The organism is Sphingomonas sp. Leaf5, assembly GCF_001421155.1.
Classification (GTDB): Bacteria; Pseudomonadota; Alphaproteobacteria; order Sphingomonadales; family Sphingomonadaceae; genus Sphingomonas.
Genome location: NZ_LMJZ01000012.1, coordinates 145,874 through 172,670, shown reverse-complemented (window position 1 = coordinate 172,670; position 26,797 = coordinate 145,874). Strand labels below are relative to the sequence as shown.

Sequence of the window (26,797 nt, the reverse complement as noted above, 5' to 3'; positions counted from 1 at the left end):
TTCGTGAATCTAGGTGAGCGCAGCCGCGTCGTGGCGCGTCGCTGGGGCCGAGGCGGACTCGGGATCGAGTGGATGGACATGACGCTCGGCGTCACGTCGAAGTCGACCGATACCAGGATGACGTACGTGGCCATCGACCGGGCGGAGATGCTCCGTGGGTTCGCCGATGATCTGGCGACGCGGCTCTGCGCGATCCCGATGTTCGGCTGTCGCTGGCTGACGGGCGGTCCGTGGACGAAGGTCGCCCCGGGCTGGGCGCTCGGCTTCTTCGACGACGACCATGGGTTCCTCATCGCCGCGGCGGTGGACGCCGGGGGGCCGCGGCCCGTGGTCGCTGACTGGCCGAAGGCGCGCGAGTGGCTGATGTCGGAGAAATGGGAGCAGATGAGGTTGCTGCGCGCCGCAGGAGATCGGTCTATGATGGACGCATGATCTCCATTCCAGTCGATCCGGTCCTCGAGACGCAGGTTGCCGAGGTGCTCGGCCGGGCGGGCCTGACCACCGAGGCGGCCGTCCGCATGTTGTTCGTCCACTTGGCCAAGCATGGATCGATGCCGGCGGGGCTGATCCCCATGCGGGTCGTGCCATCGTCCACCGCCGCGGCTACCGACACGATGATGCGCACTGGACGCAACCGCGAAGACTGATGAGCGTCGCCGAATGTGAAGGTTTTGACACCTCGATCATGCGGCACCTGGATGGTGCCAACGTCGTCGTCCTTCTGGACGATGGTGGTCTTGAGGTATTCCACGGGCTCGACCTCGCAATCGAGGAAGGCCGTGAAGAGGCGTTGCCCGAGGTGGATGACGGACCGCGGGCGTCCGAGCTGCGCTACTACTGCATTGTCCGCCCCCGCGCGACGCCCGAACCCGACGTCTGGATCGGCTCAGGCGCGGTCGTCACGATCATCGGCATGGCTTCGGGCGGCGCCACGGTCACCATGGCAGGTCGAGGGATGTACGACCGAATTGGCGATGGCGCGTTTCAGATCGAGTTCGAATCGTCGCCTGCGATGACGACATGGAGAGCGTTGTGGTCGCCAGACGCCGAATAGGGTTGGGTGAGGAGACCGGCGGGCGTAGCGACGCACCGGGGTGTCAGACGCCATGCTAGTCGGAGGAGTGGAAGCCGTGACTGCGTGGTCCGAACTGCTGGACGGCCTTGTCGAGAACGTCGCGGCGGCGCGTGAACGGCTGCTGAGGTCATGCCGGTCATCCTGATGGCCCAGGATCAGGAGAAGTGGCTGCGCGGATCGATCGACGACGTCATGCAGCTGCAGTCCGGCTATCCGTCGCAGTTGATGTCGTTGGAATGATCAGCCGGCGTCACGTGAGCCCGACCAGCCATTTGCCGTTCGATTCCTCCGACAGATAGCCGAAGGGAGTTCGTTAAGGTGGTCACCGGAGACCACAAAGGAGGTTCGGGCGGCGGTCATAGCAGGATTCGTCTTGCGTCTTCGGCGATCCGCTTGTGTACTGCGGCATTGCGGGTGTGGGGACACCCGGCGCAGGGGGATGAATTACAAATGCGAGCAATGCATACGGTCGCTGTGGCGGTCGCCGTCCTGACGTCATCGCCAGCCATGGCAGACGAATTCTTCGCGGTGACCCCGACAGGTGCCACCGAGATGATCTTCGCCGAACCGCCAACCGAGGTGATCGGCAAGCTGTCGGCCAAGTGCATCGACGGCAGCTGGAGCGTGACTTCATCGACTAGCACGGAGGTCGTGTGCGAAGCGCCGATGAATTTTGGCCAGTCGTTGATGGGCACGCTGTTGATGGGCAACAGCTACTCGACGCCACCGCGACGTTTCTTCAAGTACACGGTGTCCACCGTCGGCGGCGTTTCTCGCGTGCAAGCATCGGGGTGGATGGAGCTCCAGATGGCCTTCGGCCAGATGAAGCGCACTGATTTCTCAGGACCTCAGTTCCACAACGGGGCGATGAACTTCATGAGCGCGGCGGGCGGCAAGCTACCGAAGGGCACCATGTTCCCCAACCACGCATTCCTCGGCGTCGGTCTTGAGCCTGTTCGGAGCGGAAAGACGTCAAGCATGCGGATCACCTCGCTGCAGGATGGTTCAGCCGCTGCACAGGCAGGCGTGCAGGTCGGCGACCAGATCACCTCGATAGCGGGCAAGCGCTTCAAGGACGGCGACGACTTCCAGGATTCGTTGGCGAAGGCGGCGAAGACGCCCACTTACGGCATGGACGTGTTGCATGACGGCAAGCCCCTGAAACTGACCGTGACGCGGGCATACCGTCCGGCATACGCCGAGGAGGTGGTCGCGGTGGCCGCGACGCCGGTTGCAGTGACCATGGCCAATGCCTCTGAGCTATCCGTCGCCGATGAACTGACCAAGCTCGGCAAGCTGAAGGCTGACGGGCTCATCACCCAAGCCGAATTCGATCAGCAGAAGGTCAAATTGCTGGCACGCTGATGCGGTCTTCGACGGCGATTACGTGGCCCTCGGCGATCCGGGGGCTGTCGGGGGGGCTGACGACCTTCCCCGACATATTCGACGTGGCACCGTCGATAAAAACGGCTTCATCCGCGCATCGTGAGATCTCAGCGGCAGACCATGGTAGCCACACGGATCGCTTCGTCGGCTACGTCGAGGACGGTGGCGATGCTGCGAACCACGCGCTCGTATCTCCGCAGATCCTCGATCTCGTCCTCGATCCCGGGAATGGCGGCCGATACCGCACAAGCGTGCCGCGATATCTCCTCCGTCTGTGCCGCCAGCAACAAGCGTCCGGTCGCCGTCACGCGGGCGTTCACCTCGACGATCTGATCGGAGAGCGCCCCGATCGCCGCAGCGGTCGGGGCGGAGTCGACCGACTCCTCCAACCGCCTGACCAAGGCGATGAGGTCGCGGTGCATCGCCTTCAGGTCCGGGTTCTCCCCATCCATCGGGACTCCGCCGTAGCCATTCGTCATCGCGTCTCTCCCGCCTTCTCGACCGCCCGGTATGTGGCTTCCGTCCGCGCGACCCTATCATTCACGTCCTTCAGCACCTCGTCGAAGGGGCGCCGCGATCCCGCGGCGGCGGCGGTGTGCGCGTCAGCAAGGCCGAGAAGAGACGATCGAAGGCCTGCCAGCGCGGCGAGCTGCGCGTCGCGCCTGTCGATGCCGGTCAGATAGTCGGCGACGATCTGGCGCTGCCTCGCATCGGCCTTGTCGGTGGCAGCGACCGAGTAGGTGCGTTGGTATGCGGACAGTGCCGCGGTCCAGTTCGACGCCACCGTCCCGCGCAGACCTTGCGCATCGTCGGCACCAACGGCGTCGGCCATGGCAGCGAGGAGTTTGCGTACGTCCGGGTCCGTCCGCCGCAGGATGTCGCGTGCACTCGCCTGCGCCTTCATGTCCACCAGCGCGCCCGCCAGCGCCGCGAAGCCGGCGGTGATCCCCGGATCAAGGTCGGCTCCGGTCGAGCTGGCGTTCAGCTGCGCCCCCAGTTGCCTGAAGGCGTCGGTCTGCACGCCACCGCGACCAGCGTCCGTCAGCGTCGCCAGCAGGTTGCCGTAGCGCGCAAGATCCCCAAGCGCCGCCCGCCAGCGGGCGGCGACCTCGCGTGGAACGGCCGGAGGGAAGCGACGCTCCGACAGGCCGATGGCGCCTGACCGGACGAAGCGATCGACCTCGACCGAGCGTGCAATTCTGTTCGCCTCGGTGAACGTGGTGCCCACGTCCGCCTGCAGTCCCGTCGCCGCCCGGCCGAAACCGCTCAGGTCGGCGGACGGCGTGGTCGCGCACGACGCGGTCAATAGCGCCGGCAGCAGGATCATGGCCCGGAACCGCCGGGCGGACGGTCGACAAATGATACGCGGCGAGCCGGTTCTCATGCTGGGCACCCCAGATACGGCGACAAGTTGGAGAAGGATCGCTTATCCAGCCTCGGGAATAGACCGAGGCGAGAGCGCAGTTCGACTTCGTCGAGCGCCACCTGCGCGGCGCAATGGTCGAGCGCACGCGGTGCGGCCGTATCCATGATGAAGGCGGCCATTCGACCGTCCTGCGTTACCAGGACCTTCCAGTAACCAGACGGAACGCGGTGGCGCTCATCCGCCTTCGGCATCGGCGCGACAACGCGTTCGAACAGCGGCCCGGTCAGTACATAGACGGCGATGTTCTCCGCGCGGGCGAGATCGTTCTCCCGCGCCTCCAGTCGCTGCCACGCGCCTTGGTTCAACGCCGCACCCTGCGGCGTGATGTTGGACAGGATGTTGGTGTCGGCCGCGAAGGGCGTTCCCGACTGACCTGCGAGCGGCGCCTGATGACCGCGGTCGATACCCAGCGCTCTTGGTGCGCCCTCGTAGTCGTCGGGTTCGAGTGCCTCGTCGGGATCGAGCCACGGATCCGCGGCCCACTTGCGATCGCCCGAGGGGCCGATGGAGGCCGGCGTCACGCGGTAGGCGACCCAATCGGCCATCTTGGTCAGGTCGTTGGAGGCGAGGGTGTAGATCTCACGCACAACGATGTCGTCGATGTCAGCCGCCCCGATCGGACAGCCGTGAAGGCAGTGGAAGGTATGGAGTTCGCCGGTGTTCCGCGCTTGCGCCGGACGCGCAGGCAGGCACTGTCCGAGGACCAGTATCGTTGCGAACAGGATCGACCGGAATGATCCGATGGTGTCACTGGGCATGCGGAACATCCTTGACGGTGTAATGGCCCTTCGCCTTGTCGTGGGTGCGCAAGTTTTCCGGGCGATACGGCGCCGACAGCCCGGACTGATCCACTTCGGCAGCCGCCAGGCGGTCTAGAACGGATGAATGCAGCGGCGCGTTCGTCTTCAAGGTGCGCCGCTTCTTCCTTGCGAAGCGGAAGACGATGCCTCGCGTCTCGTCATGCTGCATGCCGAGCGCATCGGGATGGAGGCGCAGGACGGTGGGATCGTACTTCAGGCCCACCGCGCTGGCGGCTCCGAGCATCCAGTCGAGCGCCACGTCGGAGAGGCGCGACTCGTCCTCTGGATAGCTGCCACCGATGTCGGAATGGTTGCCAGCGAACCACAGCTGCTCGAACCACGCTGGGTCGCCACCCCGCCATTGACCAGGGATGCCCCACGGGACGCGGGCGAAGGATGCACGCGCCTCGTCGATCGACAAGGCGTGCCGCGCATACTGCACCTTCTCGTCCAGTTCGGTGTCGTACATCTTCATCCGTGCGCTGGCGAAATGGATCGTCCGCCACCACCGGATGCCCGGCAGCCCGAAGGCGACCTTGAAGCGGGAGGCGATGTTGAAGCCGAGACCGATGCCGGTGAGCGTGGCGGTGATGATGCCGAACCACCGCCAGTATTCGCCCGTGACCCAGTATGCGACGACGCTGCATGCGGCGACCATTACCAAGGCGATCATCGTCAGCATTGCGATGGCGACCGGGTTGGCCAAGGACGCGACGGTGTCGAACACGCCGAGGAACCAGGGACGGGCGTCTCCGCCCTCCGAACCGCCTGAGTTGTAGGTTTTGCGAAAGCGCGCCGCCAATAGCGCGCGGTGACCGAGCAGTTCCTTCTGCCGATCGGTCCGATCACTTTCCGGGCGCGAGTTCGTGTAGTTGTAGACGGCAACCGCCTCCTTCGCGATCCTCAGCGCGGAAGATGCATCGCGCTTGAGCGGCGCGCCCTTCTCTCCGGTCGTCGGCACTCCGCACAGCTTCAGGACGCCGCCCAGGCACCGCATCGTGTATGCGCCGCGGCTGAAGCCGAAGAGGAAGATGCGGTCGCCAGGTCGCCACAGGCGGACGAGTGCGGCGTAGCACTCTACGATGTTGCGCGTGATCCCCATGCCGGTCGCCTGGCTGGCTAGGTTGTACAGCGATCGCGCGAGCGCAGCCGGTGAGTCGATGCCGCCGGGCAGGGTTCCGAGGCCGGCATCGTAGAACGCGGTCTGGTCGGCGGGATTGACGCAACTGTCGGGCGCGACCCGGGTCGCGCGATACAGCTTGTAGATGTTGCTGCGACGCTCGTCGACGAGCACGCCGCCCCGTTGACCGGTGCCGTCCGAGAATATGACGATGTTTCGTGCCATGTCAGCCTTCTCCCACATCATCGTAGATCATCATGCCGCCGGACCCATAGTTCGGGCAACCAAGGCGCCGATCGATCCCGGTCGCCGCTCCGTTCCGTGAGTCCGGCGACGGAGGATCTCCGGATGTCGGCGGATCGCACTCACGCGGCCCCCGACGGTCCGACCACGTCGGCGATCTCGGCTGCGATCTCCTCGACGGTGTGGGTCGCCGTGCTACGCGCCAGTTTGTCCGCGAGAGACGGGGAGAAGCCGATCACCTGCTTCTTGGTCACGTCGTGCCAGATCGGCAGCAGCACCTGATCACCGGAGACGGCCTTCGTCACCAGGCCATCGAGTTCGTATTCCGGCCACCCCTTCCCGAAGAACGACTTGGAGAGCACCACCACACCGAAACGGCTGCTGCCGAGCCCACGATCGATCTTGCGCCGGAGGCTGTCGCCGATCCTGAGTTCGAACTCGTCGTACCAGACGGACAGGCCGGCATCACGGAGCGCGTTGGCGAGCGGCCGTACGATCTCGTCTTTGTCCTCCGAGGCGTGCGAGATGAAGACGTCGAATACACGCCCGTCCGGTGCCTCCGGCGTTGGTGCGAGTTCCTCCTCGGCGTCCCGGACGAGCGTGGGGATGCTGCGCAGCGGCGCCTCGTTGATGGTCGGCAGCGGGCGCAGAGCTGCTGCGGGGATCACGTTGATGCTGGACCTGACGGAGCCGCGCATTCCCTGCATGTCGACCGTGACATGCCATGTCCCGGAGTTGGGAATCTGCAGTCTGACGGGCGACTGCTTGGCCAGACCGCCGACGTAGCGGTGCTGCCGGCCGGCCTTGTAGTTGCTGAAGTTGGACCCATCCATCAGGCGCACATTGGCGGCACTGCCCTGCAGGGTGACGGCGACGACGCTGCCGCGCTCGACGTGGCCGAGATTGTAGTGGGTGAAGTTCATCCTCGTCGGTCCTTTATGCAGCCAGGCGGGTGGGCAAGGGCGACGCGGCGTATGCAAGAACCGTCGGCGCCGGCATCGTCTCGAAGAACAGAACCTCCTCCTCGTTGAGACGGATGTGCTGGTGCGGCATGACAGGGATCCGCTCGCCGGCGCGCAGCAGGAAGAGGCGCCGGTCGTGGCCACGGGCCGCCCGGCGAAGGAGACAGGACGCGTTGATCATCTCGGCGTCGATGCCGATCAGTTGTCCATCCACGTCCACGATGTGCCGAAGCTCGATGCCACCCAGGTTCACGACCGAATCTCCTATGCGATCCACGATCGTGACATTCGCATGCAAGGATGTCAGAACCTGTCACCCACTCGTGCGATGACACGAATGATCTCGCCTTTCGCCATGGACGTCATCTGCGCGTTCGGTCGGACGCTTCCCGGTTCAAGCCGCCATGGCAGAATTTGGAGGTTATCAATCATCGAGTCGGGAGGGGTGGTGCGGCGAACCGCGACCCGAGTCAGAACGCATTGCCCCCATGTTCGCGCAGCAGGCACAACGCGTTGACCAGCGTCATCTCTTGTACAGTCCGGCACGGCGTCTCGAGCAGCAGTGGGCTGGCGAAGACGACCGCCGATGCCTGCGCGCGAGAAACGGCGACATTGATGCGATTGAGCGAGAACAGGAAAGCGATGTCGCGCGGTAGTTCCTCGCCGCTCGAGGTGGTCATGGAGACGAGACACACCGGCGCCTCCTGACCTTGGAATCGATCGACCGTGCCGACGCGGACCGCGGGCGGCAGCGCCGCGCGTAATGCGTTGACCTGCGCGTTGTAGGGCGCGACGACCAGGATGTCGGAATGATGGACGATGCGGGATGCGCCGTCGCGACCGCGATAGGTCGCACCGAGGATCCGGGTGATCTGGTCACGAATGGCCTCGATCTCCTCGGGGCTGACCTGCGATCGTCCCGTATGGGTAATGGTTCTGACGCCGGCACCGATCATAGACATGCCGTCGAGGGCGCTCAGCGTCTGCATCCCCGCTGCCTCGTCGGACTGCAGCCTTTCCTCGTAGACCGCTGCGGAGATGTATCCGCACACCGCCGGATGCATGCGACGGCTGATCGGCATGAAGATGCCGCGATCGCCCGGGACGATGCGGTGCCCGTCGATGAGGTATTCCAGGCATGATTCGCCGCTGCGACCGGGATGCGTACCCTGGAGGGGTTGCGGCAGCTGCATGGGGTCACCGACGAGCACGATGTTCCGCGCGGCGCGAGACATGGCCATGATGTTGGCGAGCGAGACCTGCCCCGCCTCGTCGACGATGAGATGATCGAACTCGGGGGCGGGATATCGGGCGAAGTGCCACGCGGTGGCGCCGACGACGTGGGCGGCGGCGATCTCGGGCGCGTCGTTGTCCGAAACCATGACGATGCCCGGATGGGTGTCCTCGTCGCCATCACCGGTCGATTTCTGGGCGATCCGGCAGGGTATGCCTTCCGCTGCAGCACGTGCAGCGACCGCCTCCAGCAAGTTGCCGATCGCCTTGTGGCTGTTCGACGACACGGCGACGCGGCGACCGGATCGAACCAGGTTCACGATGGCAAGTGCGCTGACGTAGGTCTTGCCGGTGCCGGGCGGCCCCTGGATCGCCAGGATCGTTCCGTCCATCGCCGCGATCGCTGCTGCGGTCTGGGCTGGCAGATCGCCATCGGGATCGATCACGCCGCCAGGCCGGGGGCCATCGAGGAAGCGGGGCTGGGCCTGGGACAGCAGCTGCTCCACCGGTCGCGCCCGCACGTCGTTGGCGATGATGGCGTCGGTGACCGCGGCGATCGCGGTGCGCAGGGTGGCGTTCGCGATCGGTTTGGCCGGGATCAGGTCCAGGTGATCGGGCAAGGGCCCCTTGGAGGTCGAACGACGCAGCACCAGCGTGTTGGCGTCGGTATCGATCGAGCGCAGGTCGATGTCCTCGGGCATCGCCGCCGGCTTGATGCAAGGCTTCTTGCCCGAGCGCAGCTTCGTCTCCTGCGGCGGGAAGCGGTAGGTCCGCTCGAACGACTTGGCCGTGACCTTAACCGGCGGTGCGATCGCCTCCAGCCCCTGGATGCATTCGAGGTCGTCGATCAGTTCCTCGCTCTCCTGCGCCAGGCGATCGAAGATCGCCCACCATGCTGGCTTGTCCTCGCGCTTGTGGAAGAAGTTGAGGTCGAGCAGCAGATCGGCGACCGCGTCGCCGAGGCGCGCCCGCACGGGTTCGAGGCGGAAGCGCAGCGCCTCGATCTCGGCGTCCTCGGCATCGACGTTGGACAGCGCGCCGGCGTTGGGAACGTCACCCAGCTGCGGCCAGGGCATATCCGTCGGGCGGACGTCGCGGACGAGCCAGTCGCGCAGCAGCTGGGTCGAGATGCAGTCGGTGCGATTGTAGTCGTGGATCTTGGCGAGCAGGTCGTCGTCGCCGGTTTCCCGCCACTTCTCGTAGAAGACGACGCTGGCACCAGCGGTCGCGACGTCGGCGTCGCGCTTCTCCATGTAGAACGCTTCGAGGTCCTTGATCGAATAGCCCTTTTCCGAAGCGATCAGCGCGCCGGACACCACCTTGAACAGATCGACGAAGCGCCGCTCGCGCTGGAGCTGATCCATCGCCGCCTCCCCGACGCGGTGCTCGGCCGTGAGGCGGCGCAACGCCGCGATCTCATAGTTGGCGTAGTGGTAGATACGGGCCCGGGGGTGGCGGCGGAGATGGTCGACGAGGAAGTCGAGCAGTTCGGCGACGGCGCGCCCCTCCGCCTCGCGGTCGTGCGCCCAGAAGGCGCGGAAGGTCCACTCGCCTGCTTCGCGGTACCAGATGCCGTGAAGGTATTCGAGGCCGCCCTCGTGGTAGGGATCGCCCTCGATGTCGTAGAATATGTCGCCGTCATCCTGCTCGGGCAGCAGGCCGAAGCCCTTGCCTGGCACGAAGTCGCGCAGATGGAAGCCGGGCGGTCCGCCGGCGCGACGCTTCATCTGTAGATGTGCCTGGATGCGGAGGCGTTCCTGCGTCTCGGGCGCCAGCCTGGGTATCCTTTCGGCATGGCTGGCGAGTCCGGTCAGCGTCGTGATGCCCGCCGCCTCGATCTTCGCGCGCTGTATCTTTGTTATGCCGGCCACGAGCGCGAGGCTGTCGTTGCGGTCCCATTCTTCTCGGCAGTGGTTCTTCCATCTGCAGAGCGCGCATGCCGACACCGGTTCCGGCCGGGTGACGGGACGTTCGCGAAGGAATGTCTCGAACACGGTGCGGGCGTGCCGCGCGTAGGCGGACACCTCGGCGAGCCGCACCGTGAAGCGCGAGCCGTCGCCCAGCTGCAGATGCGCCGCCTCGGGTTGGGCGCCCTGCACGGCGGCGATCAGGTCCGAATAGAGGGCCAGCTGGAGGACGTGCTTGGGGTCGGGTTTGCGCTTCAGCTTCGTGTCGACGACCTCATATGAAAACGGGCCGAGGCCGGACGGGCGATCGACCCGTTCCAGGAAGTCCGAGTATCCCCCCCAGGCGCCACCGAGGAGCGCGCCCTGGAACACCACGTCTGGCCCGGCCAGCAGTGCCTCGCGCGTTAGTTCCACGGACCGTTCCAGCGGGATCCCGTCCTTCGGCACCTCGACCACCGAGCGGCCGGATCGCTTCAGCTCCGCGAGGAAGGCAAGCTCATGGTCATCGCCCTGACGCTGGAGCAGTTCCGCCTCGTCGCCATCGGCAGCGGGAGTGATGTCGCGGAACTCCATGTATCGGAGATCGAGCGTGGTCGCGTGGCGGCAACCCTTGAACCGCATGAGGTCCGAAGCCGAAAGCCTGATCTCGCCGTCCTGCAGTCGCATCGGTCGTTCCCCTTCGAGCCTATTCAGCGCACATAGGGGTGACAGAAGCTGTCGTGGAGTCGCCATGTCGTTCGCGAAGGGTCAGGATCTGCTGCGTCTGGCTATGATGGCGACGCGGCGGCGGGGTGTGTCGCTGATGGAGATCGAGGAGGAGTTCGCCTGCTCGGAACGAACCGCTCAGCGGATGACGGACGCCTTGCAGGCCGCGTTCCCGCAAACCGAGCGCCGCGTCGATGAGGATCGTCGCGCACGATGGCTTATCCCGGCGCGCGCCATCGCGCCGCTGCTGACGCCGTCGGCCGACGAACTTGTCGCCCTCGCGGAGGCGATCGCCCAGCTCGATATGGCCGGGCTCAGGAAGGAGGCGGCGCATGCGCGCGGTCTCGAACGCAAGGTCCGCGCGTTGATCCCCCCGGAGCAGGGGACGCGGCTGGACGTCGATACGGAGGCGGTTCTCGAAGCGCTCGGCCATGCGGCGCGTCCCGGTCCGCGGCCCGCCGCGGATGAAGGGGTGGTCGAGGCGATCTACGAGGCGCTGAAGGGGCCGAACCTGCTACGGATCATGTATCGGCGACGGGACGAGGACGAACCGCACGAGAGGGTGGTCGCGCCTCACGGTCTCCTTCTCGGGGTGCGCCGCTACCTCGTCGCCCGCGACACCGCCAAGGGTCCGCAGGCTAACCTGCGGCACTACCGGGTGGAGGAGATCCAGCGTGCGGACCTGCTCGATGGCATGTGCGAGATCGATCCCGGGTTCAGCCTGAAGCGCCACGCCGAGAAGGGCTTCGGCTCCTACGAGAGCGCGGACGAGTTCGGCGAGGTGGTCTGGCGGTTCACATCCGACGCGGCCGCGCATGCCAGGCGGTTCGTCTTCCATCCGACGCAGACGACTGAGGAGATGGCCGATGGCTCGCTGATAGTGCGGTTCATGGCATCGGGTCATCTGGAGATGACATGGCACCTATACGCATGGGGTGATGCGGTCGAGGTGATCGCCCCTTTGGCCTTGCGGGAGATGGTGGAGGGACACCGGCGGCGGTTCCCAGCGCTACCATGACCGTTCACCGCTGTACTCGATGCGCCGAGATATAAAGGACATCAGCTCATCGGCGTTGATCGCAGTGCCGACCCGTCCGCCGGGCCGAAGGTCAGTGACGCCGCAGATCCACGATCTTCGCGTCTGACCGTTGGCCATAATTTCCGTTCCATTCCTCGATGGCACAGACAGACTATAGGTCATGATCGACCAGCTCCGTTCGGCGCGTGGCGCCTACTTCTCCCGCCGTGTGAAGCGGATCACCAAGAAGGCGGTTCGTGCGATGTTCGATGAGTTGCTTGCGGATGCCGTAAACGCTGCGCGGCCGGTGTTTCGCATTGAGCGGAACCTGGACGGTGACGCTCGCTATTCGGCGCTCTGCTTCGCCCACGACCGCCCGGTGCCATTCCTGGATGAGGGCAGCGGCAAGGCCGACCGGGTGCACGGGTTCCTTCTCATGGTCGAGATCGGCACCACCGTGGCGATCCTCAGGTCGGGGCTCGATGCGACGGCGGCGTTCCGGAAGGCATGCCTCGCTCCCATCGGGCGTCGGCGCGTCGAGACGGCCATCGCGCGGCACGATGCGGTATTCGAGCGCCTGAGTCTCCGCAATATGACGACGTCGAGGCTGGCGTTGCGATCGAAGACGCTCGAGTCGCAAGACCTCGAGAACGCGATAGCCTCGGCCAGCACCGGCCGATTCATCCCGCAGAACTACCGTGTGCGGCGCGATGGGGGGAGCTACACCGCGACACCCAGTACCGGCCGGATCGCGATGCGTGCCGAGAAGGCGGATCTCGTCGGCGCGATCGCCTGGGTTCGTGACATCGTCGACCTCCTAGCGGACGGCGCCGACGCATCGGCCTTCATCACCCGGTTCGCGCGCCCCGCGGACCTCGACGGCATCGCGACGGGTGTGCTGCCGACCTACTTCGCGGTGGACACCATGGCTCTGGCCGATGCGATATGGGAGGGCGACGAGCGCATCCGCCTCGTACGTGAGAACGGAGGTCTATGGCACGAACTGGGCAGGGCCGATGTGGACGCGATCATCGCAGACCTCGCTGGCAGTTTTGAAGTGCGGCCGGCGGCATCGCCAGGTCATCACGACTTGCTCGATGAGGCTGGCGTGGTTGCGGGCGCCTTGAGGTTCAACAAGGCGAGGATCGCGCTCAGGGGGCTGGAGCGTCCGCTTCTGGCAGGTGTCTTCGTGGAGGATGCGTCGTTCGGCGTCGGCCAGGATCCGAAGCGGGTCCCCATCGTCCGCCACATCGATGCCGAGGACATGTTCGTGGTACTCTTCAGCGATCACGCGCTGGCCTACGTCCAGGGATCGTTGTTCCGGGACGAGGACATCGTCGGTGGAGGTACCACGTTTATGCGCCACTTGATCGCCGAGCCCGCACTCGCCGCGACGACCAGCGAGAAGGGAGGATTTGCGGTCGGACAGACGCAATTCTCGCCGGGGTCGGTGTTCCGGACCGTCGTGGATACGATCGCGCGGGAGGACGTCCTCGTCTGCGACGACCTGGGCGACGAGTGGGCGGACTTCATCGGGGTGGCGACCGCGACCACCCCGGTGACGATCAGCTTCTACCACGCCAAGCATGGCGCGCCGTCCCTGAGCGCATCCGCCTTCCACGATGCCGTCGGGCAAGGGATCAAGAACCTCGGACGGCTGGGCATGGCGGGCGACAGGATGACGTCGAAGCATGACGGTTGGGACGCGGCATATGCGAACGGCGGCGTCGTCACGGACATCCGGAAGCGGATTCGCGGCGGCACGCGCGACGAGGTGGCCGCCAAGATCGCCGACGCGACTGGGGCACCGGACGTCCAGCGGCGAGTGCTCATCGTGACATCGTCTCTCAGCCGGATGGATGTGGAGGCTGCGTTCGCGGCGGTAAGAGCGGGCGGAGCGCCGAGGCCGCACTTCGTGCAGCTGTACTGGCTTCTTGCAGGTTTCTTCTCGTCGTGTGCCGAGATTGGTGCCGTCGGGTTCGTTGTTTGCCGGCCCTGATTGGCGCTGCATTCGGAGTGTCCGGGAGCATGATGTCCTGCCGGAACTAGCGCAATGTCGATCGGTGGCATTTCGAACCACACGGTTTGGAGCGCTATCGCGACTATCCCAGCCTGGCCGGTGTGCCTGGTCGGTCGTAGTGGCATCGTGGGTGCGCGCTGCAGCCGATCACGGTCGCACCCCCTTCGTCTATCCGGTCCGCCAGTTCGCCTGTTATGCAGACCGGGCATTGCCACAGCCTTGTTCCATCGACGCTCTCGAACCGGACGTCGTCACCTGCGAGATCGCATAGTTCCGCGATGTAGCGGGACGGCTGATCGCGATCGTAGAGCAGGAACGTGCCGCGGCTGGCCCGGGTCAGCGCGACGTAGAACAGTCGTCGCTCTTCCGCGTACTCGAACGTCTCCGGGCGTGGGATCACGAGGTTCAGCAGCTCGTCGTCCTCGATGCGGCTTGGTACCCCGTAGTCGCCCTCGCTAACGTCGAGCAGGATCGTGTAGTCCGCTTCCAGGCCCTTCGAACTGTGGAAAGATTTGCCGGTCACGACGATGTTAGCGAACTCTGGAGAATTACCGTGAAACGGGTTGAGCAGGTTGTAGCGCCACAGCACTAGCACCTTCAGCTTCTCCCCATCGTGGCGCCGCCACTGTTCGGCGTTCCCCGACAGGAAGGTGTCCAGGCGGTCGAGAACCCTATGGCAGGCATCGGCGAATGCTGACTTGTTCTTACCCGCCTTGACCGGGATCGCACGGATCGAGCGCGGAATCGCCTGACGCGAGGACCGCACCGTCTTCTTCAGCTGCGCCGGGTTCCGCTGGATGAAGGACGCGGCCGCGTCGGCCAGCATCTGGTTGCAGCGGTACGTGCGCTCGAGCCGCCCCTGCCACGACGCCCCGAAGTTCGTCTCGAACTGGGTGAAGATCGTGAGGTCGGAGCCGGTGAAGCGGTAGATCGACTGCCAGTCGTCGCCGACGGCGAACAGCTTCGTGAACGGTTTCTGATGCTTCAGCGCCTTGATCAGCTTGGCGCGGGGATCCGATATGTCCTGGAACTCGTCGACGAGAATGAGCGAGAACGGGCTGCGGTAGCGACCGGTCTCGACCATTTTGACGGCATCTCCGATCATTGAGTCGAAGTCGATGCGACGCTGCTGGTCCAGCCTGCGCGTGTAGGCGTCCGTGATCTTCGTAACGACCCTGGCGAAGCGCTCGGCGCGGTTGCGGTCGTGCAGCGACTTCGCCTTCTCCAGCAGCATGTCCAGGGTGAGGTCGCTTGCGCGGATGTGCTTGATGCAGACACCGATGATCTTACGGTAGTGGGCCAGCACGAGCGGGGCCGCCGCCCTCAGCGTATCGTCGGCCGACCTTTCGGCCAACTGGATCCCCCGATCGACGAGTTCGTCGCGCAACCGGTCCAGCAGGGAGCCGTCACTTGCCTGCGCCGAAGTGGTTTCGAAGAGATCGGCACCGATCCTGGCGTATCCGGCGCGCTTCAGGTTCGCATGCTCGACGTAGTTCTCGAACGGCGACGTACCGTTGGCGTTGATGGCGAAGTGCTCGTGGAGGGTGCCCGTCGCCGGGTAGTAGAAATCCGGTTTCAGCCAGCGTGGGCTTCCATCCTCGTCCATGGTCTGGGTCTGGCGCTCATACTGGAAATCGACGGTGTGCATCCATAGCCAGTTGGCGATGCGCATTTCCTCCAGCGATTGCACGTAATCGCCCGAAAGGGTCGCGATCGCCTTTGGGCGCTTGCCGTTGTTGTCCGCCATGTAGTCGCGGTATTCCTCGGGCGTCTTGAATTCCGCCGGCGGTATGTGCGCTTTCGGGTACAATAGGAGGATCTCGACCCAAAGCCTGCGGAACTCCTCATCGTTCTCGACTAGATCCTTGATGATGCCATCGACGAAGCGCGCCTCGCCAGTCGCGCTCTCGACCCAGTTCACCATCTGCGGGGGCCGTCCTTCGACTTCCTTTATGATGCTCAGCCCGAGCGCGTGAAAGGTGGTGACCCGGCATTTCAGATCGCCCGACTCCAGTCCAAGTTGCTTGGCGATCCGCACCTTGAGTTCCTCGGCCGCCGGCTTGCCGAATGCCATGACGAGTATCTCGCCTGGTTCGTGCAACTGCTTTTCCAGCACGTAGGCGACCTTGCCCACCATCGTGGCCGATTTTCCTGAACCGGCTGACGCGACGAGGAGATTGCTATCCTCAAGCCGAATGCACGCCTCGCGTTGCTCGTCCGAAAGAGGGAATTCGCCGAGACCATCGAAGAAAGGCCGGAAGGCGTTTAGCTCATGGGTGACGAACGCTTCGTTGTACTTCGTGCGCGCATCGGGATCGGTGAGCAGGCCGATCGCATTCGGCAGATGGCGCCGTACCGTGGCGGGGATCAGCGCAGCATCAAACAGGGGATGGGACAAGGCCCGCGCGGCGTTTCCCGGCACGGCGGCGATGGCGCGGCCGATGTCGGACTGCGCTAAATACTGCCGATGGGCGTCGACCATGCCGCCAACGATCCTGTCGACCTCGCGCAATTGCTCCTTGTCGTCATCGATCAGACTGCCAAGGTGACCATTCACGAATGCGAGCAGGTCGTCCCGAAGACGTCGAGCGGCATTGCCTGTCAGACCGGTCAGCGCCTCAATCCGTGACGACGTCCTGATTTCAACGGTATGCCAAAGCAGCGCCTTCGAAGTGTCGATGGCGGTGATGTCTAGGCACGCGATCTCGTCACCACCAAGCATCATGCGAGCGTCATGTCGGCTATCGAGAGCCAGTTTCCAGGCGCCGCCGCCGAACATGCGGGCCCAGATGCCCGGACGGTAGGTCTGGGCACGCCCCAGCATTTCTATCGCCTACCGCGGCTTGGTCACAGGATGGTCCCCGCGCGCAGTCCTGCCGCGTCGACACGCGTGGTCCAGGAATTCGCTGAGCCCCTCGGCCGGACCGGTCTCGGCACGGTAGATCACGCTTCGACCGATCTTCTCCGACGAGACGAGGCCCGCTCGTTCGAGGATGGCTAGGTGGGCGCTCATCGTGTTCGGCGTCGTCCCGATGGCGGTGGCGATGTCGCTCGACGCCATTCCCTGGGGCAGCGCATCGACGAGCGCGCTGAACGCCGCGAACCGGCTCGCCTGCGACAGCGCCGACATGACTTGAAGGGCATGCATCTTTTCCACTCCACGGTTCTATGCGGGCGCCGCCCCCATGCAAAGCACTCCCTCATATCGTTAGCACGGCGCTAACGCTACAATAATTCGCGAAGCGTTGTATTATTTTGTTTCGGTTCCATATTCGGTGGCGCCGGCGCCTGTCGCCTCCGCCGGCCCGACGGACATCGGCGACGATGGAGTGACATATGAACGCGATTGCCGCCGAGCGCATCGACGCCGGCCATGGACCCGAAGTAGGTATCGCCGCCCTCGAAAAGAAACCGATCGGACGCATCGGAGCGCTGTTCCCCGATCCGCTCGATGACGACGCCGACGACGACGAGGTGGTCGTGACCACGCGACGCGCCATCGGCCGCGTCGCCCTCGTGGCGACCGAGACCGCGAGCCGGTTCCAGCGCGAGGCGGTCGGGCACGATCCGATGAGCTGGATGTTCTCGCCGCGTCGCGTGTTCGACGGTGCCGCCGCCATCGACGCCTGTCGCGACCGCGACGCCTGCATGCGCGGCATCCTCGTCCACGGTCTCGGGCTCGGTCTGGATGTCGAGCGATCCGCGGTCGACGCGCTGCTCGCGAGCGACGGCGAGGACGACGACTTCGACGAGAGCGAGTTCGACTACCTTTACGGGGGCGGTGCCGGTGCCGGGGGATCGAGCCAGAGCGACCGCGACGCCGTCGCCCGCTCGACACGCCTGCGCCTGTTCACCGCGACCATCGCGGAGACGCGCGAGAATCGGATGCTGCAGGCGTTCCACGCCTCGGTGGCGCGGAGCGCGGCGGAGGTGCGCGCGCGTCTGGCCGGGCGCTTCGGCCCGGACCTCGCCGATGCGGCGGACATCCGCCTCGGCATCCATCCTTCGGCACCGCTCGTGATCGCTCTGGTGCCGAGCCCCGTGGCGGCGATGATCGTGCAGATGGGCGAGGACTGCGCGTCCTCGGCGGCGCGCACCTTCGCCGTCGACATCCAGCAGGTGATCCAGGCCTGACGGGTTGGCGATGACGGTGTGAGTGCAACTTCGGCCAAGATCGCCCGGCGATCGCTGACCGAGATCGCACCGTCCATCCAACCCCAGCGCTGTTCAGCACGGGGAGACTGACATGAATCTGCAAGTCGAGGTCGGCCGCCCCGCGGCCGGCAACGGGGACGCGCGCGTCCTCCATCCGCTCCGCCTGCACGAGGGTCCGACCGGTGACGGCGTCGGTCGCGGTCGTCACGTCGGCGTCGCGCTGGACGTTGAGACCACCGGGCTCGACCCGGCCACGGGCAAGATCATCGAGCTGGCGATCCGCCGGTTTCGGTACGACGCTGACGGCGTCATCACGGACATCGACGAGGCGTTCGAATGGCGGGAGGATCCGGGTGATCCGCTCCATCCCGACATCACCGCGCTCACCGGGCTTACCGACGCCGACGTGGCGGGTCGCGAGATCGACACCGACGACGCCACCCGGCTGCTGAGGTCGGCCAGCTTCGTCGTGGCGCACAATTCGGTCTTCGACCGCCGCTGGATCGAGAACCGCCTGCCGGACGCGCGCGGCCTTAGCTGGTGCTGCTCGATGCGCCAGGTCGACTGGCGCGCACGCGGGTTCGACGGCCGCGTCTTGGGGTATCTGCTACTGCAGTCGGGCTTCTACCACTGTGGCCACCGCGCCAGTTCGGACGTCGACGCGCTGATCCAGATGCTGCGCGGACGCGACGCCGAAGGGCGCACCGCGCTCGCTGAGATGATCGAGCGCGGTGGCAGGTCCAGCTGGCTGGTCCGTGCCCGCGGGGCCGCGTTCGACGTCAAGGATCAGTTGCGCGCCCGTGGCTATCGCTGGTTCGCCGACATCAAGATGTGGGCGAAGGAGGTCGATGACGACGACCTCGTCGGCGAACAGTTCTGGCTCGCCGCCAACGTCTACGCGGTCGAGGCCAACGCCAAGGCGCTCTGTCCCGAACTCGTCCGCATCACCCCGAGAACACGGTTCGCCTGAGCGAGCAGGATCGCACCCCCGGACCAAAATCGAAGGAGAACATCATGCCCGGCAAGAAGAAGAGCGCGTCACCCAAGTCCAACAGTTCGGCGCTGACACCGATAACCGGCACGTCACTGGCGCCCATCCTGGAGTCGCCCCGAGCCTTGGCGAAATTGCCGGGCGACGGCGGCAGCGTCGCCCGCGAGCACGGCGTCACCCTCGTGACCGACCGCCCATACGCGACCAGCGACATGACGATCCCGGCAGCCGAGATCTATTTCGTCGATGGCGCCAAACCGCGCGGGACCGGCCCGTGGCTTGGCGAGGCCGATAAGGTCGCCTGGCGGGATCCGGCCAGCGGGTACGAGTGCATCATGCTTCGCGACAGGAAGGAGGCGTACCTCAGCGGCTACGTCGGCGTTCCCGAAGGGCATCCGCTTTGGGGATGGGACCAGGACGCCGTCGCGCCGGACCTCGGCATCGAGGTGCACGGCGGACTGACCTATTCGCGCATCTGCGACGAGGACGGTCCGTCGCCGCAGCGCGGCCTCGTCATGGAGTCCCGCCGCATCTGCCACGTGCCGGTGACGCCGAAGATGTGGGAGCCGCTGAGGCACGGAAGCGAGTATCGCGTCGAGAGCGGCGGGCACGTCTGGTGGTTCGGCTTCGACTGCAACCACCTCTACGACCAGGTCCCGATCCCCGATGGTCGCCCCCGGTCGTTCCTGGCGGCCGAGACCGCGGCGGTCTATCGGGACGACGCCTACGTGGTGCGGGAGGTCACGAACCTCGCCGCCCAGTTGCGCGCCATCGCCGACGGGAAGCCGGTCCAGCCGCGCGAGGGTCCGCCGCTTCCGGCTATCGGCCTCGATCCGCGGAAAGGGGGCTGACCATGGTGGATCGCAACCGTGCCGGCGTGGACCTGCCGTGGGGCTGGTGGCTGCGCGCAAACGGCTCCAAGCTGGAGGATGAGCAGGGACGCACCTTCCGCAGCGTCCGCGATGCGTTCTGGAACGGGCGGATGGACTTCCCCGACATCCATTTCGCCCCGGAGCAGCACGAGCTGCTGTTGCGCGTACTGACCTCGATCGACGACCCGTGGACCGGAACCATCGAGCGCAGGCATGACCTGTTCGACGGCGATATGGCCATGTGGCGATTCTACATGTGCTGGCTTTCCAGCATCGGCCTGCTGGAGACCGCTGACAGATTTGGGCGTCCGGTCAGTTGCCTGGAGGCACCGCTCAGCACCGAGGGTCGATCGGTCATGCTGATGCTGCAGGCGACGCGCGAGCCGGAATGGGAGGATCTGCCCCTGCCGGAAGTCGTCGACGCGGTTGTGGCGCGAGGCCGAGGCTCGGCTCACGAGGATCGCGACCGCGCGCTTCGCTCCTTCGAGCAGGCCATCGGTCGCCGCCGCCATCTCTTCGCACGCGAACAGGTCGGGCGAACGCATCTCGTCACGCTGACCGGCATGGCGGCCGGCGCCGGCGTGCGAATGCCGACCCTTCGCGTCTCGTGGTCGACGTCGTTCACGGATGCCGAGGTCCGCGACGACTTCTTCGGCTGGTTGGCGACGCGCGTGCACCGTTGGGACGACTGGGGTGAACTCGCCCACTGCAGGGGATCGGACGTGCTCACGCAGCACCTCCTCGGCCTGATCGTGGCGTCGCATGCGCCGGGAGGTGAAGCATGATCGCCGATATGAGCATGGCCGAACTGACCATCGCCGACGAGCGGACGCTCGCCCGCGACGCGGCCGGAGCCCGGGCGCGCAAGGAGGGTCTGATGCTCGACCGTTTGGTCGAGACTATGCGCCTTGCGAGCTTCCGCTCCTACCTGGTCGCTACGGTCCACTCCATGTCGGCGATCGTGCCTGACGTGCTGGCCATGGCCGGGTCTGACGTCGGGTCCGCGCTGCAGCGGATCCGGCCCGGCCACCGGTGGCCGGGGAGCACGATGGTGCGCAAGGTGCGGCGCCGTCCGCAGTCCCCGCCATTGTTTCGCCGGGTCGCCCCGTCCCCGTCGTTCGCCAACCCCGGCACGTCTACCTATCCCCTGACGCCGCTGGTCGGTGACGCGATCATCTCGGAAGGAGCACCGGGAGAGTGGATCGAAGCGTCCATCCTGGGTGACTCCCTCGAGATCGTCCTGCGCAGCGATGGCTACGAACTGTCGACCCATGCGGGTGCTGCGCATCTGAAGCTGGCGGGGTCGTTGCCCGCCACCGTCACGGCCGCATGCGTCGGGCGTCCGCTCGTCGAGGTCGTGGATCATCCGCTTCTGCGCGCGGGTGGTTTCGTGATCGAGCGGGCGGCGCAGGTCGCGGGTTCGACGCGGCTTTCATTCGACGTCGGCCGGGTCGACATCGAGATGCCGTGGCGACCCTGACCAGCGACCCGGAGGGGGGCACGGTGGTTCGGCACGATCGGTCCGGCCAATGACCGTGCGGAAACTAGCCGGCCAAGTGCAGGATACCTTTGATTTGCTGCAGGTGGGCGGCTCGGCTCGTTGCCGAGCATCATTGTCGATCCACGGTGAGTTCGATCGATGTTTCGTCACAACCCGCATCCCTATTGGGATCGACGACGAACGATGCCGTCTCGCCTCTCGACAGTCGCTTCGTGAACGAGAACGGCAGATCCCCGTCGACAAGCGGCGCGCGTATCCCATTTGCTTCCGCAATGATCCCATTGCCGCACCTTGCTGTGATCTGGAACTTCCCGACGAACCGATAGTCGCCGTCCCGAGGCGCGATGAAGGTGACACCGGCAGTCTCGCCGTTCGGTCCGGGGTGAAAAAGGGTCTGCCCGTTGACGAATCTCATGCCCAAGTAGGTGAATCCCGGGACGATCCACTTGGTCGCGGTTGAGCGGGTCATACGGCCGCCCAGTCCACCTGAGCTGATATATACGAAGTTCAGCGGATCGGCTGCCTGACCCCTGAGCGAATACGTTGGCGGCCTCGATCAGTCCATTAAGGCCGCTGGCTCGCGGACCCGGACGGGCGGCGGGCTTCAAACGGAGTTGCGGGGGGTTGCTGTCCGAGCGGATCCATGTCGCAGATCTCTCTTCTTCGGAAGGCCGGCGGTCCGAGCTTCTACGGATATCCTATTGGCGGTGTTGACTTCCGATCCTACAACCTCGGCGAGAGGGGGCAATGACTTGAACGATGACGAGCAAACCGTGTCGGCGTCTGAACTCGAAATCAACGAGGTCGAGCCGGTTGTCGATCAGGCCGCGGCCACGGCTATCTCAACCGGGGATGAGATTCAGATTCTCAAAGATGCAGGCGATCTCACAAGCACGGTGGCCTTCGTCAGCGACATACCTGAGCCCGCCTATGATGCAGCTATGGGTGATGGGCAGCCGGCAACCGGAGTGACCGACACCCGCTCCACCCGGGCGAGACGTTGGACTCGGCTGGAGTCGATCACCGTCCGGAACTTCAAGGCGACGCAGGACGCCGTCATACCGCTCGGGCAGGTGACAATCCTTGTCGGCCCGAACGGCTCGGGCAAATCCTCCGTTCTGCAGGCGGTTCACTGGGCCGCACGCTCGGCGAGCTACATCGCCCACCGGAACACCACGGAGATGATCTCGTTCGAGCGGCTCGACTACCTGCCGAGTAGCGAGCCACTGCGCACCGCCCACAAAAGCGAACTCAAGACGGACAAGACTTCGACCCCGGTGGAGGTGATCTTCGGTCACGTTCCGATCGGCGAGGAGCGTTCGCAGGCGACGGTCAGGATCCGGGCGGCTCGCAACCGTGGCGGCATCACCGCCTACATGGAGGGCGGCGCGGCGGTGACGCCATACAAGCAACGCGTCCAGTTCATAACCGCCTACATACCCGGCCTGGCCGGACTGTCCGAACGCGAGAGCATCCTGGCGCAGCCGTCCCTCCGCAGGCAGGCGGCTAGCGGCGACGCCGGCGGCGTGCTGAGGAACATCCTGCTCAGCCTGCGCAGCCGACGCGTTACCGAGACCGACGGAAACGGTGGCGTGGCGCGGCTCGATCAGCTGAACGCCTACATCGGCACCGTGCATCCCGGCATTCAGGTCGACGTGTCGTTCGACGAGCGCGAAGACTATCACATCTCGGCCACGTACACGTCTCCGGGCCTCGGCAATCAGAACCGGCCGCTGGAGACCGCGGCCACCGGCCTGCTGCAGGTCATCCAGATCTTCGCGTATCTGATTCTCTTCGAGCCGAAGATCATGCTCATCGACGAGCCTGATGCCCATCTGCATCCCGACAAGCAGGAGAGGCTCATTGAGGCGCTTGAGCTCGCGGCGGCGGATACGGACACCCAGATCATTTTGACCACGCACAGCCCCCACATCGCGCGGAGCGCAAGCCCGGCGGTCAAGCTGGTATGGATGAACGACGGCCGGATCGAGACGGACGACGGCGAGGCGATCCGTCGCCTCCTAGGTTGGGGAGGCCTCGACAAGTCCGCGTTGTTCTTCGTCGAGGATGAGGACGACACGGCGCTTCGTGCGATCCTGCGTCAATGGCCCGAACTGTCCCGGCAGCTCGCGGTGTGCCGCTGCTTCGGCATCGAGAACCTGCCGAAGGACAAGCTGCTGAACGGCTTGCTCGTGGACGGACAGCTCAAGATCAAGGCGATCATTCACCGGGACGGCGACTTCATGTCGCCGGACGAGGCAACTACGTGGGCCGAACGCTTCAAGACGGACGGCGCGTTTGCATGGGTTACGGCCGGATGCGACGTCGAGGCCTACTTCTGCGCTGCCGCCCACCTCGTGGCCATCTATGGTGTAGATGAGGCTGTCGCCGAAGGCTGGCGTGTCGCAGCGGCCGCCAAGGTCGGGCAGGCAAAGGACACGTTCTTCGCCAAGCGGAAGGTGGTCAACTGGGAACTCTTCCCCAACGGCGGTTCACCGAGTTCGGACGCGCTGTGGGATGCGGCCGGCGGCGCCCGGCCGGAAACCGTCAAGGGTAAGAAGCTCTTGGCGGCCTTGAAGGTCGTCGTGAAGGCCGATGGTCACGACGACAAGCTGCTGAACTCCTATCGCATCGTGCCTGGTCACGAAGTAGCGCCTGATCTTCGGCAACTGCTGGAAGCGTGTCTGGCGCCAATGCCGGTCACCGCCTAATCGGAGCGTCGGCATCGCTGCTATGTAAAGCGAAGTTCTGCGCTCCGGTGGAGTCGGAAACGGCGTCACCGAGGCGGCTTCCGAGCATCATGGCGACGATCGCTACGGGGCAGCTGATATCGAGCCTGAAATCAGCGCCCCGGAGCGAGATGCTTATCGTCTGCTAGTCCAGCTACGTCGTCCCGGGAACTCCCGTGAATCGGCCAGGCATGAAGACATGTTCAATGTCGTCGTTGATGGCATACCGGTCCATGTTTGGCCCTCCATGGAATGGAGGGCTTGATCGTACGCCTGCGTCCGCGCACCTCGGCGCCATGACTACGCCATCTTCCACGGACCAGCTGTTCTCTTTGCTAGTGGAGCCGTCGTGGCGTGACGCCCTGAGGGCTGAATTCGATCAGCCATACATGGCAGAGATAGCCAACGCCCTGGAGGCGGCTGAACTGTCTGCGGAGAGTGGCGACGCGAGGGTGGCGCCTTGCCGGTCCGACATCTTCAGGGCGCTGAACCTCGTATCGGTGGATAAGGTGAGTGCCGTCATAGTCGGGCAGGACCCGTATCCTAACCCCGGTGACGCCGATGGCTTGGCCTTCAGCGTGCGTCGCGACGCCAAGCTGCCGAGCGCTCTCTCCAAGATCCTGGCCGAGGCTCGGCGAGACCTTGGGTGGAACGGGAGGAAAAGTGGAAACCTGAAGCCGTGGGCGAAGTCGGGCGTGTTACTTCTCAACGCGGCGCTGACCAACCTCGTCGGCTACACGTGGGCGCATGGCGACCTCGACTGGCCGAGGTTCACTCGGGCCGTGCTTGGCGTCATGGCGCGGCGGGAACGCAAGACCGTGATCCTTCTATGGGGAGGCAAGGCTGGCGAGTTCAAGTCGGTCTTCGACGGCACCGACCACAAGGTGCTACTCTCGGACCACCCCTGCGCCAGCCGGAAGTTGGTCGAAGGCTCGACGGACGTTCCGTTCAACGGAAGCAAGCCGTTCAGCGCAGCCAACGCTTTCCTGAGGGATGAACGCCTTCCCGAGATCGACTGGTCCTTGCCGCCGGCTGGCCCACGTCCGGCCCGCGGGCGCCGTGACGCCTCGTCCGGGCAACGAGCGTCGACGAGGCGGCGGCGATCCTCCTAGCGCTTTCGAGAGCTGGGAGGAGACGACCCCGGGCGGGTCCAGGGGCTGACGGATAGGTCTTCGAAGCGCTCCGTTCTGAGGAGACCCTTGCTGACCGAGTAGGTCGTCGGGCACGATCCACTTCGATCATGCGGAGGAGCGGTTCGATGTTGACGATGAGTTCGGACCCGAAGGTCGTCGGTCATGGATTCGAGACATGGCGTCGAGCGCTCATAGAGACTGGCGTAAGGGACGGCCTACTATGGCGCCTGCCCGAGCAACGCATCGTCTTCCGCAACCAAGCTGACAACCGTAGCGAAAGTTTGGGCGAGCGGACGGCGCTTGGGACCGACCCGACGGGCGGTTACTGGGCCGTGCAGATCAACGAGGCCGACACACCAGGCAACGCTAACGTGACCACGGGAATCGCCGTCAACGAGCAGGGAGCGCCCTTCTTGATAAGGCAGGGGCGGCTCAATTCGCCCATCGCGGGTAATCCGCACATCCTGGAGGTTGACTTTCGTCGTCTCACAAACCTTGAACCGACCCCCGTCCTGAACGGCGATACCAGCGGGAAGAAGCGGGAGTGGCACATTGTCACGCGGCTGGACGTCGATGCGGAGGACATCAGGGATGCGACCGGCCGCTTCGTCGATCGCTGCGCCTTGGCGCGACTGCGCGACGCCGAGGTCGATGGCGATCTGCCGGACACCGCGCCTGTGGAGGGACTTGGGCGTGACGAGCAGGCTGAAGGCTACACCGTCGGGCCAAGGATCGCGGTCGATGCAAAGGAGGTGCGGCGGCTGCAGGGCGAGGTGTGGCAGCAGCTCGCCCTTCTCCTTCGTTCGGCTGGCATCCTGATCGACAAGCCGAGGCACGCTGCAGGCTACGAAGTAGACGCGGTCATTGCCGCGCCCGCCGGTGCCCTCCTAGTCGAGATCAAGACGGGTAATTCGGCCGCGGATGTCTACGGTGGGATGGGCCAGCTTCAGCTCTATCCAAGGCTTCTGCCGAGGCTTGGGGACCATCGACTCGTCCTGCTGCTCCCGGGCCTGCCTCAGCCGGCGCTCGTTCGCGCGATCGATGAATGTGGCGTTCTCCTCCACACCTACCGACGCCAGTCCCCAGATGCGTATGCCAAGGTGGAGTTCGACGATGCCTTCCTGGGTCTGTGTGGACTGGACTGATGAGATCCGACCATACGACGTAGAGCAGACCGATCATCGCCGATCTGCCCGTAATGGCCACGGTGGCGTCGCCCTGTGGCGCAGTCGGGTCGGGGCAGCGAAGGTGCCAAGTAGCACTTTTTCCGCTAACCGCTTTTCATAAGTAGCAATTTTCCGGCTAAGCCGCTATAAACGCTCGTGTCACTTGCGAAGTCCTTAAGTAGCAGTGTCACCCAGTCAAACATTGGCACCATGCCCATGATGACCAGCTCCGTTCTCCCTATCGAGCCAAGACGAACTAAAAATTCGAGTCGTTTCCTGATCGTCCGCACTTCGTAGATTAAACGGACCAAACAGCATTTGCGGAGCGTAGGATCGTCCCCGCTCAAGCTCTCAC

At 65.1% G+C, this 26,797-nt stretch carries 25 protein-coding genes; 15 read left to right on the top strand and 10 right to left on the bottom strand.

Annotated elements, in window-relative coordinates; all coding sequences use genetic code 11:
* Window positions 1-72: 72 nt before the first annotated feature.
* The 5 genes from ASE50_RS09865 to ASE50_RS09850 all read left to right on the top strand — a co-directional run bounded on the left by ASE50_RS09865 (window position 73) and on the right by ASE50_RS09850 (window position 2,440).
* Entirely contained in the window at window positions 73-432 is a 360-nt protein-coding gene (locus tag ASE50_RS09865; RefSeq protein ID WP_156347385.1) for a hypothetical protein, read from the top strand.
* Window positions 429-647 (top strand): hypothetical protein, encoded by a 219-nt coding sequence (locus ASE50_RS09860; protein WP_056399325.1) that lies wholly within the window; start codon window positions 429-431, stop codon window positions 645-647. The genes ASE50_RS09865 and ASE50_RS09860 overlap by 4 nt, the downstream gene beginning before the upstream one ends.
* On the top strand, window positions 647-1,054 hold the full coding sequence (locus ASE50_RS09855) for a hypothetical protein (protein WP_056399317.1): 408 nt from the start codon (window positions 647-649) through the stop codon (window positions 1,052-1,054). Before ASE50_RS09860 ends, ASE50_RS09855 begins: the two co-directional genes overlap by 1 nt.
* A 150-nt stretch (window positions 1,055-1,204) precedes the next feature.
* Window positions 1,205-1,315 carry an SOS response-associated peptidase gene (locus ASE50_RS19520; protein ID WP_162235912.1) on the top strand — a complete coding sequence of 37 codons (111 nt, stop codon included), beginning with the start codon at window positions 1,205-1,207 and terminating at the stop codon, window positions 1,313-1,315.
* Between the two features lie 267 nt (window positions 1,316-1,582).
* Window positions 1,583-2,440 carry a PDZ domain-containing protein gene (locus ASE50_RS09850; protein ID WP_235512279.1) on the top strand — a complete coding sequence of 286 codons (858 nt, stop codon included), beginning with the start codon at window positions 1,583-1,585 and terminating at the stop codon, window positions 2,438-2,440.
* A gap of 128 nt (window positions 2,441-2,568) precedes the next feature.
* Here ASE50_RS09850 and ASE50_RS09845 read toward each other — a convergent pair whose 3' ends face one another.
* The 7 genes from ASE50_RS09845 to ASE50_RS09815 form a co-directional block, all read right to left on the bottom strand.
* A complete protein-coding gene (locus ASE50_RS09845; RefSeq protein ID WP_156347384.1) occupies window positions 2,569-2,940 on the bottom strand; it encodes a hypothetical protein in 372 nt (123 codons plus the stop codon).
* On the bottom strand, window positions 2,937-3,788 hold the full coding sequence (locus ASE50_RS09840; RefSeq protein WP_056399297.1) for a hypothetical protein: 852 nt from the start codon (window positions 3,786-3,788) through the stop codon (window positions 2,937-2,939). The genes ASE50_RS09845 and ASE50_RS09840 overlap by 4 nt, the downstream gene beginning before the upstream one ends.
* Window positions 3,789-3,841: 53 nt before the next feature.
* Window positions 3,842-4,645 carry a DNA/RNA non-specific endonuclease gene (locus tag ASE50_RS09835; RefSeq protein ID WP_162235911.1) on the bottom strand — a complete coding sequence of 268 codons (804 nt, stop codon included), beginning with the start codon at window positions 4,643-4,645 and terminating at the stop codon, window positions 3,842-3,844.
* Window positions 4,635-6,032 (bottom strand): DUF2235 domain-containing protein, encoded by a 1,398-nt coding sequence (locus ASE50_RS09830; RefSeq protein WP_056399289.1) that lies wholly within the window; start codon window positions 6,030-6,032, stop codon window positions 4,635-4,637. The genes ASE50_RS09835 and ASE50_RS09830 overlap by 11 nt, the downstream gene beginning before the upstream one ends.
* 140 nt (window positions 6,033-6,172) lie before the next feature.
* Complete coding sequence (locus ASE50_RS09825) at window positions 6,173-6,973, bottom strand: DUF1883 domain-containing protein (protein ID WP_056399286.1); 801 nt, start codon at window positions 6,971-6,973, stop codon at window positions 6,173-6,175.
* Window positions 6,974-6,986: 13 nt separating this feature from the next.
* Window positions 6,987-7,265 (bottom strand): hypothetical protein, encoded by a 279-nt coding sequence (locus tag ASE50_RS09820; RefSeq protein ID WP_056399283.1) that lies wholly within the window; start codon window positions 7,263-7,265, stop codon window positions 6,987-6,989.
* A 217-nt stretch (window positions 7,266-7,482) separates the two neighbouring features.
* Complete coding sequence (locus tag ASE50_RS09815; RefSeq protein WP_056399274.1) at window positions 7,483-10,818, bottom strand: TM0106 family RecB-like putative nuclease; 3,336 nt, start codon at window positions 10,816-10,818, stop codon at window positions 7,483-7,485.
* Between the two features lie 64 nt (window positions 10,819-10,882).
* On the opposite strand from ASE50_RS09815, the gene ASE50_RS09810 reads away from it, so the two are divergent.
* On the top strand, window positions 10,883-11,875 hold the full coding sequence (locus ASE50_RS09810) for a helix-turn-helix transcriptional regulator (protein WP_056399268.1): 993 nt from the start codon (window positions 10,883-10,885) through the stop codon (window positions 11,873-11,875).
* A 181-nt stretch (window positions 11,876-12,056) separates the two neighbouring features.
* A complete protein-coding gene (locus ASE50_RS09805) occupies window positions 12,057-13,874 on the top strand; it encodes a hypothetical protein (protein WP_056399265.1) in 1,818 nt (605 codons plus the stop codon).
* 103 nt (window positions 13,875-13,977) lie between these two features.
* Here the strand turns inward: ASE50_RS09805 and ASE50_RS09800 are convergent, their stop codons facing one another.
* Together ASE50_RS09800 and ASE50_RS09795 are read right to left on the bottom strand one after the other, a co-directional pair.
* A complete protein-coding gene (locus ASE50_RS09800) occupies window positions 13,978-16,719 on the bottom strand; it encodes a UvrD-helicase domain-containing protein (protein WP_056399262.1) in 2,742 nt (913 codons plus the stop codon).
* Between the two features lie 9 nt (window positions 16,720-16,728).
* The gene (locus ASE50_RS09795) at window positions 16,729-17,043 is read right to left on the bottom strand and encodes an ArsR/SmtB family transcription factor (protein ID WP_156347383.1); all 315 of its coding nucleotides are present in this window, start codon (window positions 17,041-17,043) and stop codon (window positions 16,729-16,731) included.
* A 188-nt stretch (window positions 17,044-17,231) separates the two neighbouring features.
* Here ASE50_RS09795 and ASE50_RS09790 point away from each other — a divergent pair, with 188 nt between their 5' ends.
* The 5 genes from ASE50_RS09790 to ASE50_RS09770 all read left to right on the top strand — a co-directional run bounded on the left by ASE50_RS09790 (window position 17,232) and on the right by ASE50_RS09770 (window position 21,393).
* Window positions 17,232-18,029 carry a hypothetical protein gene (locus ASE50_RS09790; protein WP_056399257.1) on the top strand — a complete coding sequence of 266 codons (798 nt, stop codon included), beginning with the start codon at window positions 17,232-17,234 and terminating at the stop codon, window positions 18,027-18,029.
* Between the two features lie 112 nt (window positions 18,030-18,141).
* The gene (locus ASE50_RS09785; RefSeq protein ID WP_056399254.1) at window positions 18,142-19,020 is read left to right on the top strand and encodes a 3'-5' exonuclease; all 879 of its coding nucleotides are present in this window, start codon (window positions 18,142-18,144) and stop codon (window positions 19,018-19,020) included.
* Window positions 19,021-19,064: 44 nt separating this feature from the next.
* A complete protein-coding gene (locus ASE50_RS09780; RefSeq protein ID WP_056399251.1) occupies window positions 19,065-19,892 on the top strand; it encodes a hypothetical protein in 828 nt (275 codons plus the stop codon).
* A gap of 2 nt (window positions 19,893-19,894) precedes the next feature.
* Window positions 19,895-20,698 (top strand): hypothetical protein, encoded by an 804-nt coding sequence (locus ASE50_RS09775; RefSeq protein ID WP_056399246.1) that lies wholly within the window; start codon window positions 19,895-19,897, stop codon window positions 20,696-20,698.
* Window positions 20,695-21,393: a hypothetical protein gene (locus tag ASE50_RS09770; protein ID WP_056399243.1), complete on the top strand. Its 699-nt coding sequence runs from the start codon at window positions 20,695-20,697 to the stop codon at window positions 21,391-21,393. Before ASE50_RS09775 ends, ASE50_RS09770 begins: the two co-directional genes overlap by 4 nt.
* A 130-nt stretch (window positions 21,394-21,523) precedes the next feature.
* On the opposite strand, the gene ASE50_RS09765 is transcribed toward ASE50_RS09770, so the two are convergent.
* Window positions 21,524-21,883 (bottom strand): hypothetical protein, encoded by a 360-nt coding sequence (locus ASE50_RS09765; RefSeq protein ID WP_056399240.1) that lies wholly within the window; start codon window positions 21,881-21,883, stop codon window positions 21,524-21,526.
* A 283-nt stretch (window positions 21,884-22,166) separates the two neighbouring features.
* Here ASE50_RS09765 and ASE50_RS09760 point away from each other — a divergent pair, with 283 nt between their 5' ends.
* The 3 genes from ASE50_RS09760 to ASE50_RS09750 all read left to right on the top strand — a co-directional run bounded on the left by ASE50_RS09760 (window position 22,167) and on the right by ASE50_RS09750 (window position 26,421).
* Window positions 22,167-24,125: an ATP-dependent nuclease gene (locus tag ASE50_RS09760; RefSeq protein ID WP_200909504.1), complete on the top strand. Its 1,959-nt coding sequence runs from the start codon at window positions 22,167-22,169 to the stop codon at window positions 24,123-24,125.
* Window positions 24,126-24,334: 209 nt separating this feature from the next.
* A complete protein-coding gene (locus ASE50_RS09755) occupies window positions 24,335-25,255 on the top strand; it encodes a uracil-DNA glycosylase (RefSeq protein ID WP_082438941.1) in 921 nt (306 codons plus the stop codon).
* Window positions 25,256-25,401: 146 nt separating this feature from the next.
* Window positions 25,402-26,421 (top strand): hypothetical protein, encoded by a 1,020-nt coding sequence (locus ASE50_RS09750; RefSeq protein ID WP_056399234.1) that lies wholly within the window; start codon window positions 25,402-25,404, stop codon window positions 26,419-26,421.
* Window positions 26,422-26,797: the final 376 nt, after the last annotated feature.

What these genes read in the sequence shown, in the direction of transcription:
- ASE50_RS09865 (WP_156347385.1), top strand. Translation starts at nt 73, where the DNA reads ATGGACATGACGCTCGGCGTCACGTCGAAGTCGACCGATACCAGGATG.
- ASE50_RS09860 (WP_056399325.1), top strand. Translation starts at nt 429, where the DNA reads ATGATCTCCATTCCAGTCGATCCGGTCCTCGAGACGCAGGTTGCCGAG.
- ASE50_RS09855 (WP_056399317.1), top strand. Translation starts at nt 647, where the DNA reads ATGAGCGTCGCCGAATGTGAAGGTTTTGACACCTCGATCATGCGGCAC.
- ASE50_RS19520 (WP_162235912.1), top strand. Translation starts at nt 1,205, where the DNA reads ATGCCGGTCATCCTGATGGCCCAGGATCAGGAGAAGTGGCTGCGCGGA.
- ASE50_RS09850 (WP_235512279.1), top strand. Translation starts at nt 1,583, where the DNA reads ATGGCAGACGAATTCTTCGCGGTGACCCCGACAGGTGCCACCGAGATG.
- ASE50_RS09845 (WP_156347384.1), bottom strand. Translation starts at nt 2,940, where the DNA reads ATGACGAATGGCTACGGCGGAGTCCCGATGGATGGGGAGAACCCGGAC.
- ASE50_RS09840 (WP_056399297.1), bottom strand. Translation starts at nt 3,788, where the DNA reads ATGATCCTGCTGCCGGCGCTATTGACCGCGTCGTGCGCGACCACGCCG.
- ASE50_RS09835 (WP_162235911.1), bottom strand. Translation starts at nt 4,645, where the DNA reads ATGCCCAGTGACACCATCGGATCATTCCGGTCGATCCTGTTCGCAACG.
- ASE50_RS09830 (WP_056399289.1), bottom strand. Translation starts at nt 6,032, where the DNA reads ATGGCACGAAACATCGTCATATTCTCGGACGGCACCGGTCAACGGGGC.
- ASE50_RS09825 (WP_056399286.1), bottom strand. Translation starts at nt 6,973, where the DNA reads ATGAACTTCACCCACTACAATCTCGGCCACGTCGAGCGCGGCAGCGTC.
- ASE50_RS09815 (WP_056399274.1), bottom strand. Translation starts at nt 10,818, where the DNA reads ATGCGACTGCAGGACGGCGAGATCAGGCTTTCGGCTTCGGACCTCATG.
- ASE50_RS09810 (WP_056399268.1), top strand. Translation starts at nt 10,883, where the DNA reads ATGTCGTTCGCGAAGGGTCAGGATCTGCTGCGTCTGGCTATGATGGCG.
- ASE50_RS09805 (WP_056399265.1), top strand. Translation starts at nt 12,057, where the DNA reads ATGATCGACCAGCTCCGTTCGGCGCGTGGCGCCTACTTCTCCCGCCGT.
- ASE50_RS09800 (WP_056399262.1), bottom strand. Translation starts at nt 16,719, where the DNA reads ATGCTGGGGCGTGCCCAGACCTACCGTCCGGGCATCTGGGCCCGCATG.
- ASE50_RS09795 (WP_156347383.1), bottom strand. Translation starts at nt 17,043, where the DNA reads ATGCATGCCCTTCAAGTCATGTCGGCGCTGTCGCAGGCGAGCCGGTTC.
- ASE50_RS09790 (WP_056399257.1), top strand. Translation starts at nt 17,232, where the DNA reads ATGAACGCGATTGCCGCCGAGCGCATCGACGCCGGCCATGGACCCGAA.
- ASE50_RS09785 (WP_056399254.1), top strand. Translation starts at nt 18,142, where the DNA reads ATGAATCTGCAAGTCGAGGTCGGCCGCCCCGCGGCCGGCAACGGGGAC.
- ASE50_RS09780 (WP_056399251.1), top strand. Translation starts at nt 19,065, where the DNA reads ATGCCCGGCAAGAAGAAGAGCGCGTCACCCAAGTCCAACAGTTCGGCG.
- ASE50_RS09775 (WP_056399246.1), top strand. Translation starts at nt 19,895, where the DNA reads ATGGTGGATCGCAACCGTGCCGGCGTGGACCTGCCGTGGGGCTGGTGG.
- ASE50_RS09770 (WP_056399243.1), top strand. Translation starts at nt 20,695, where the DNA reads ATGATCGCCGATATGAGCATGGCCGAACTGACCATCGCCGACGAGCGG.
- ASE50_RS09765 (WP_056399240.1), bottom strand. Translation starts at nt 21,883, where the DNA reads ATGACCCGCTCAACCGCGACCAAGTGGATCGTCCCGGGATTCACCTAC.
- ASE50_RS09755 (WP_082438941.1), top strand. Translation starts at nt 24,335, where the DNA reads ATGAAGACATGTTCAATGTCGTCGTTGATGGCATACCGGTCCATGTTT.
- ASE50_RS09750 (WP_056399234.1), top strand. Translation starts at nt 25,402, where the DNA reads ATGTTGACGATGAGTTCGGACCCGAAGGTCGTCGGTCATGGATTCGAG.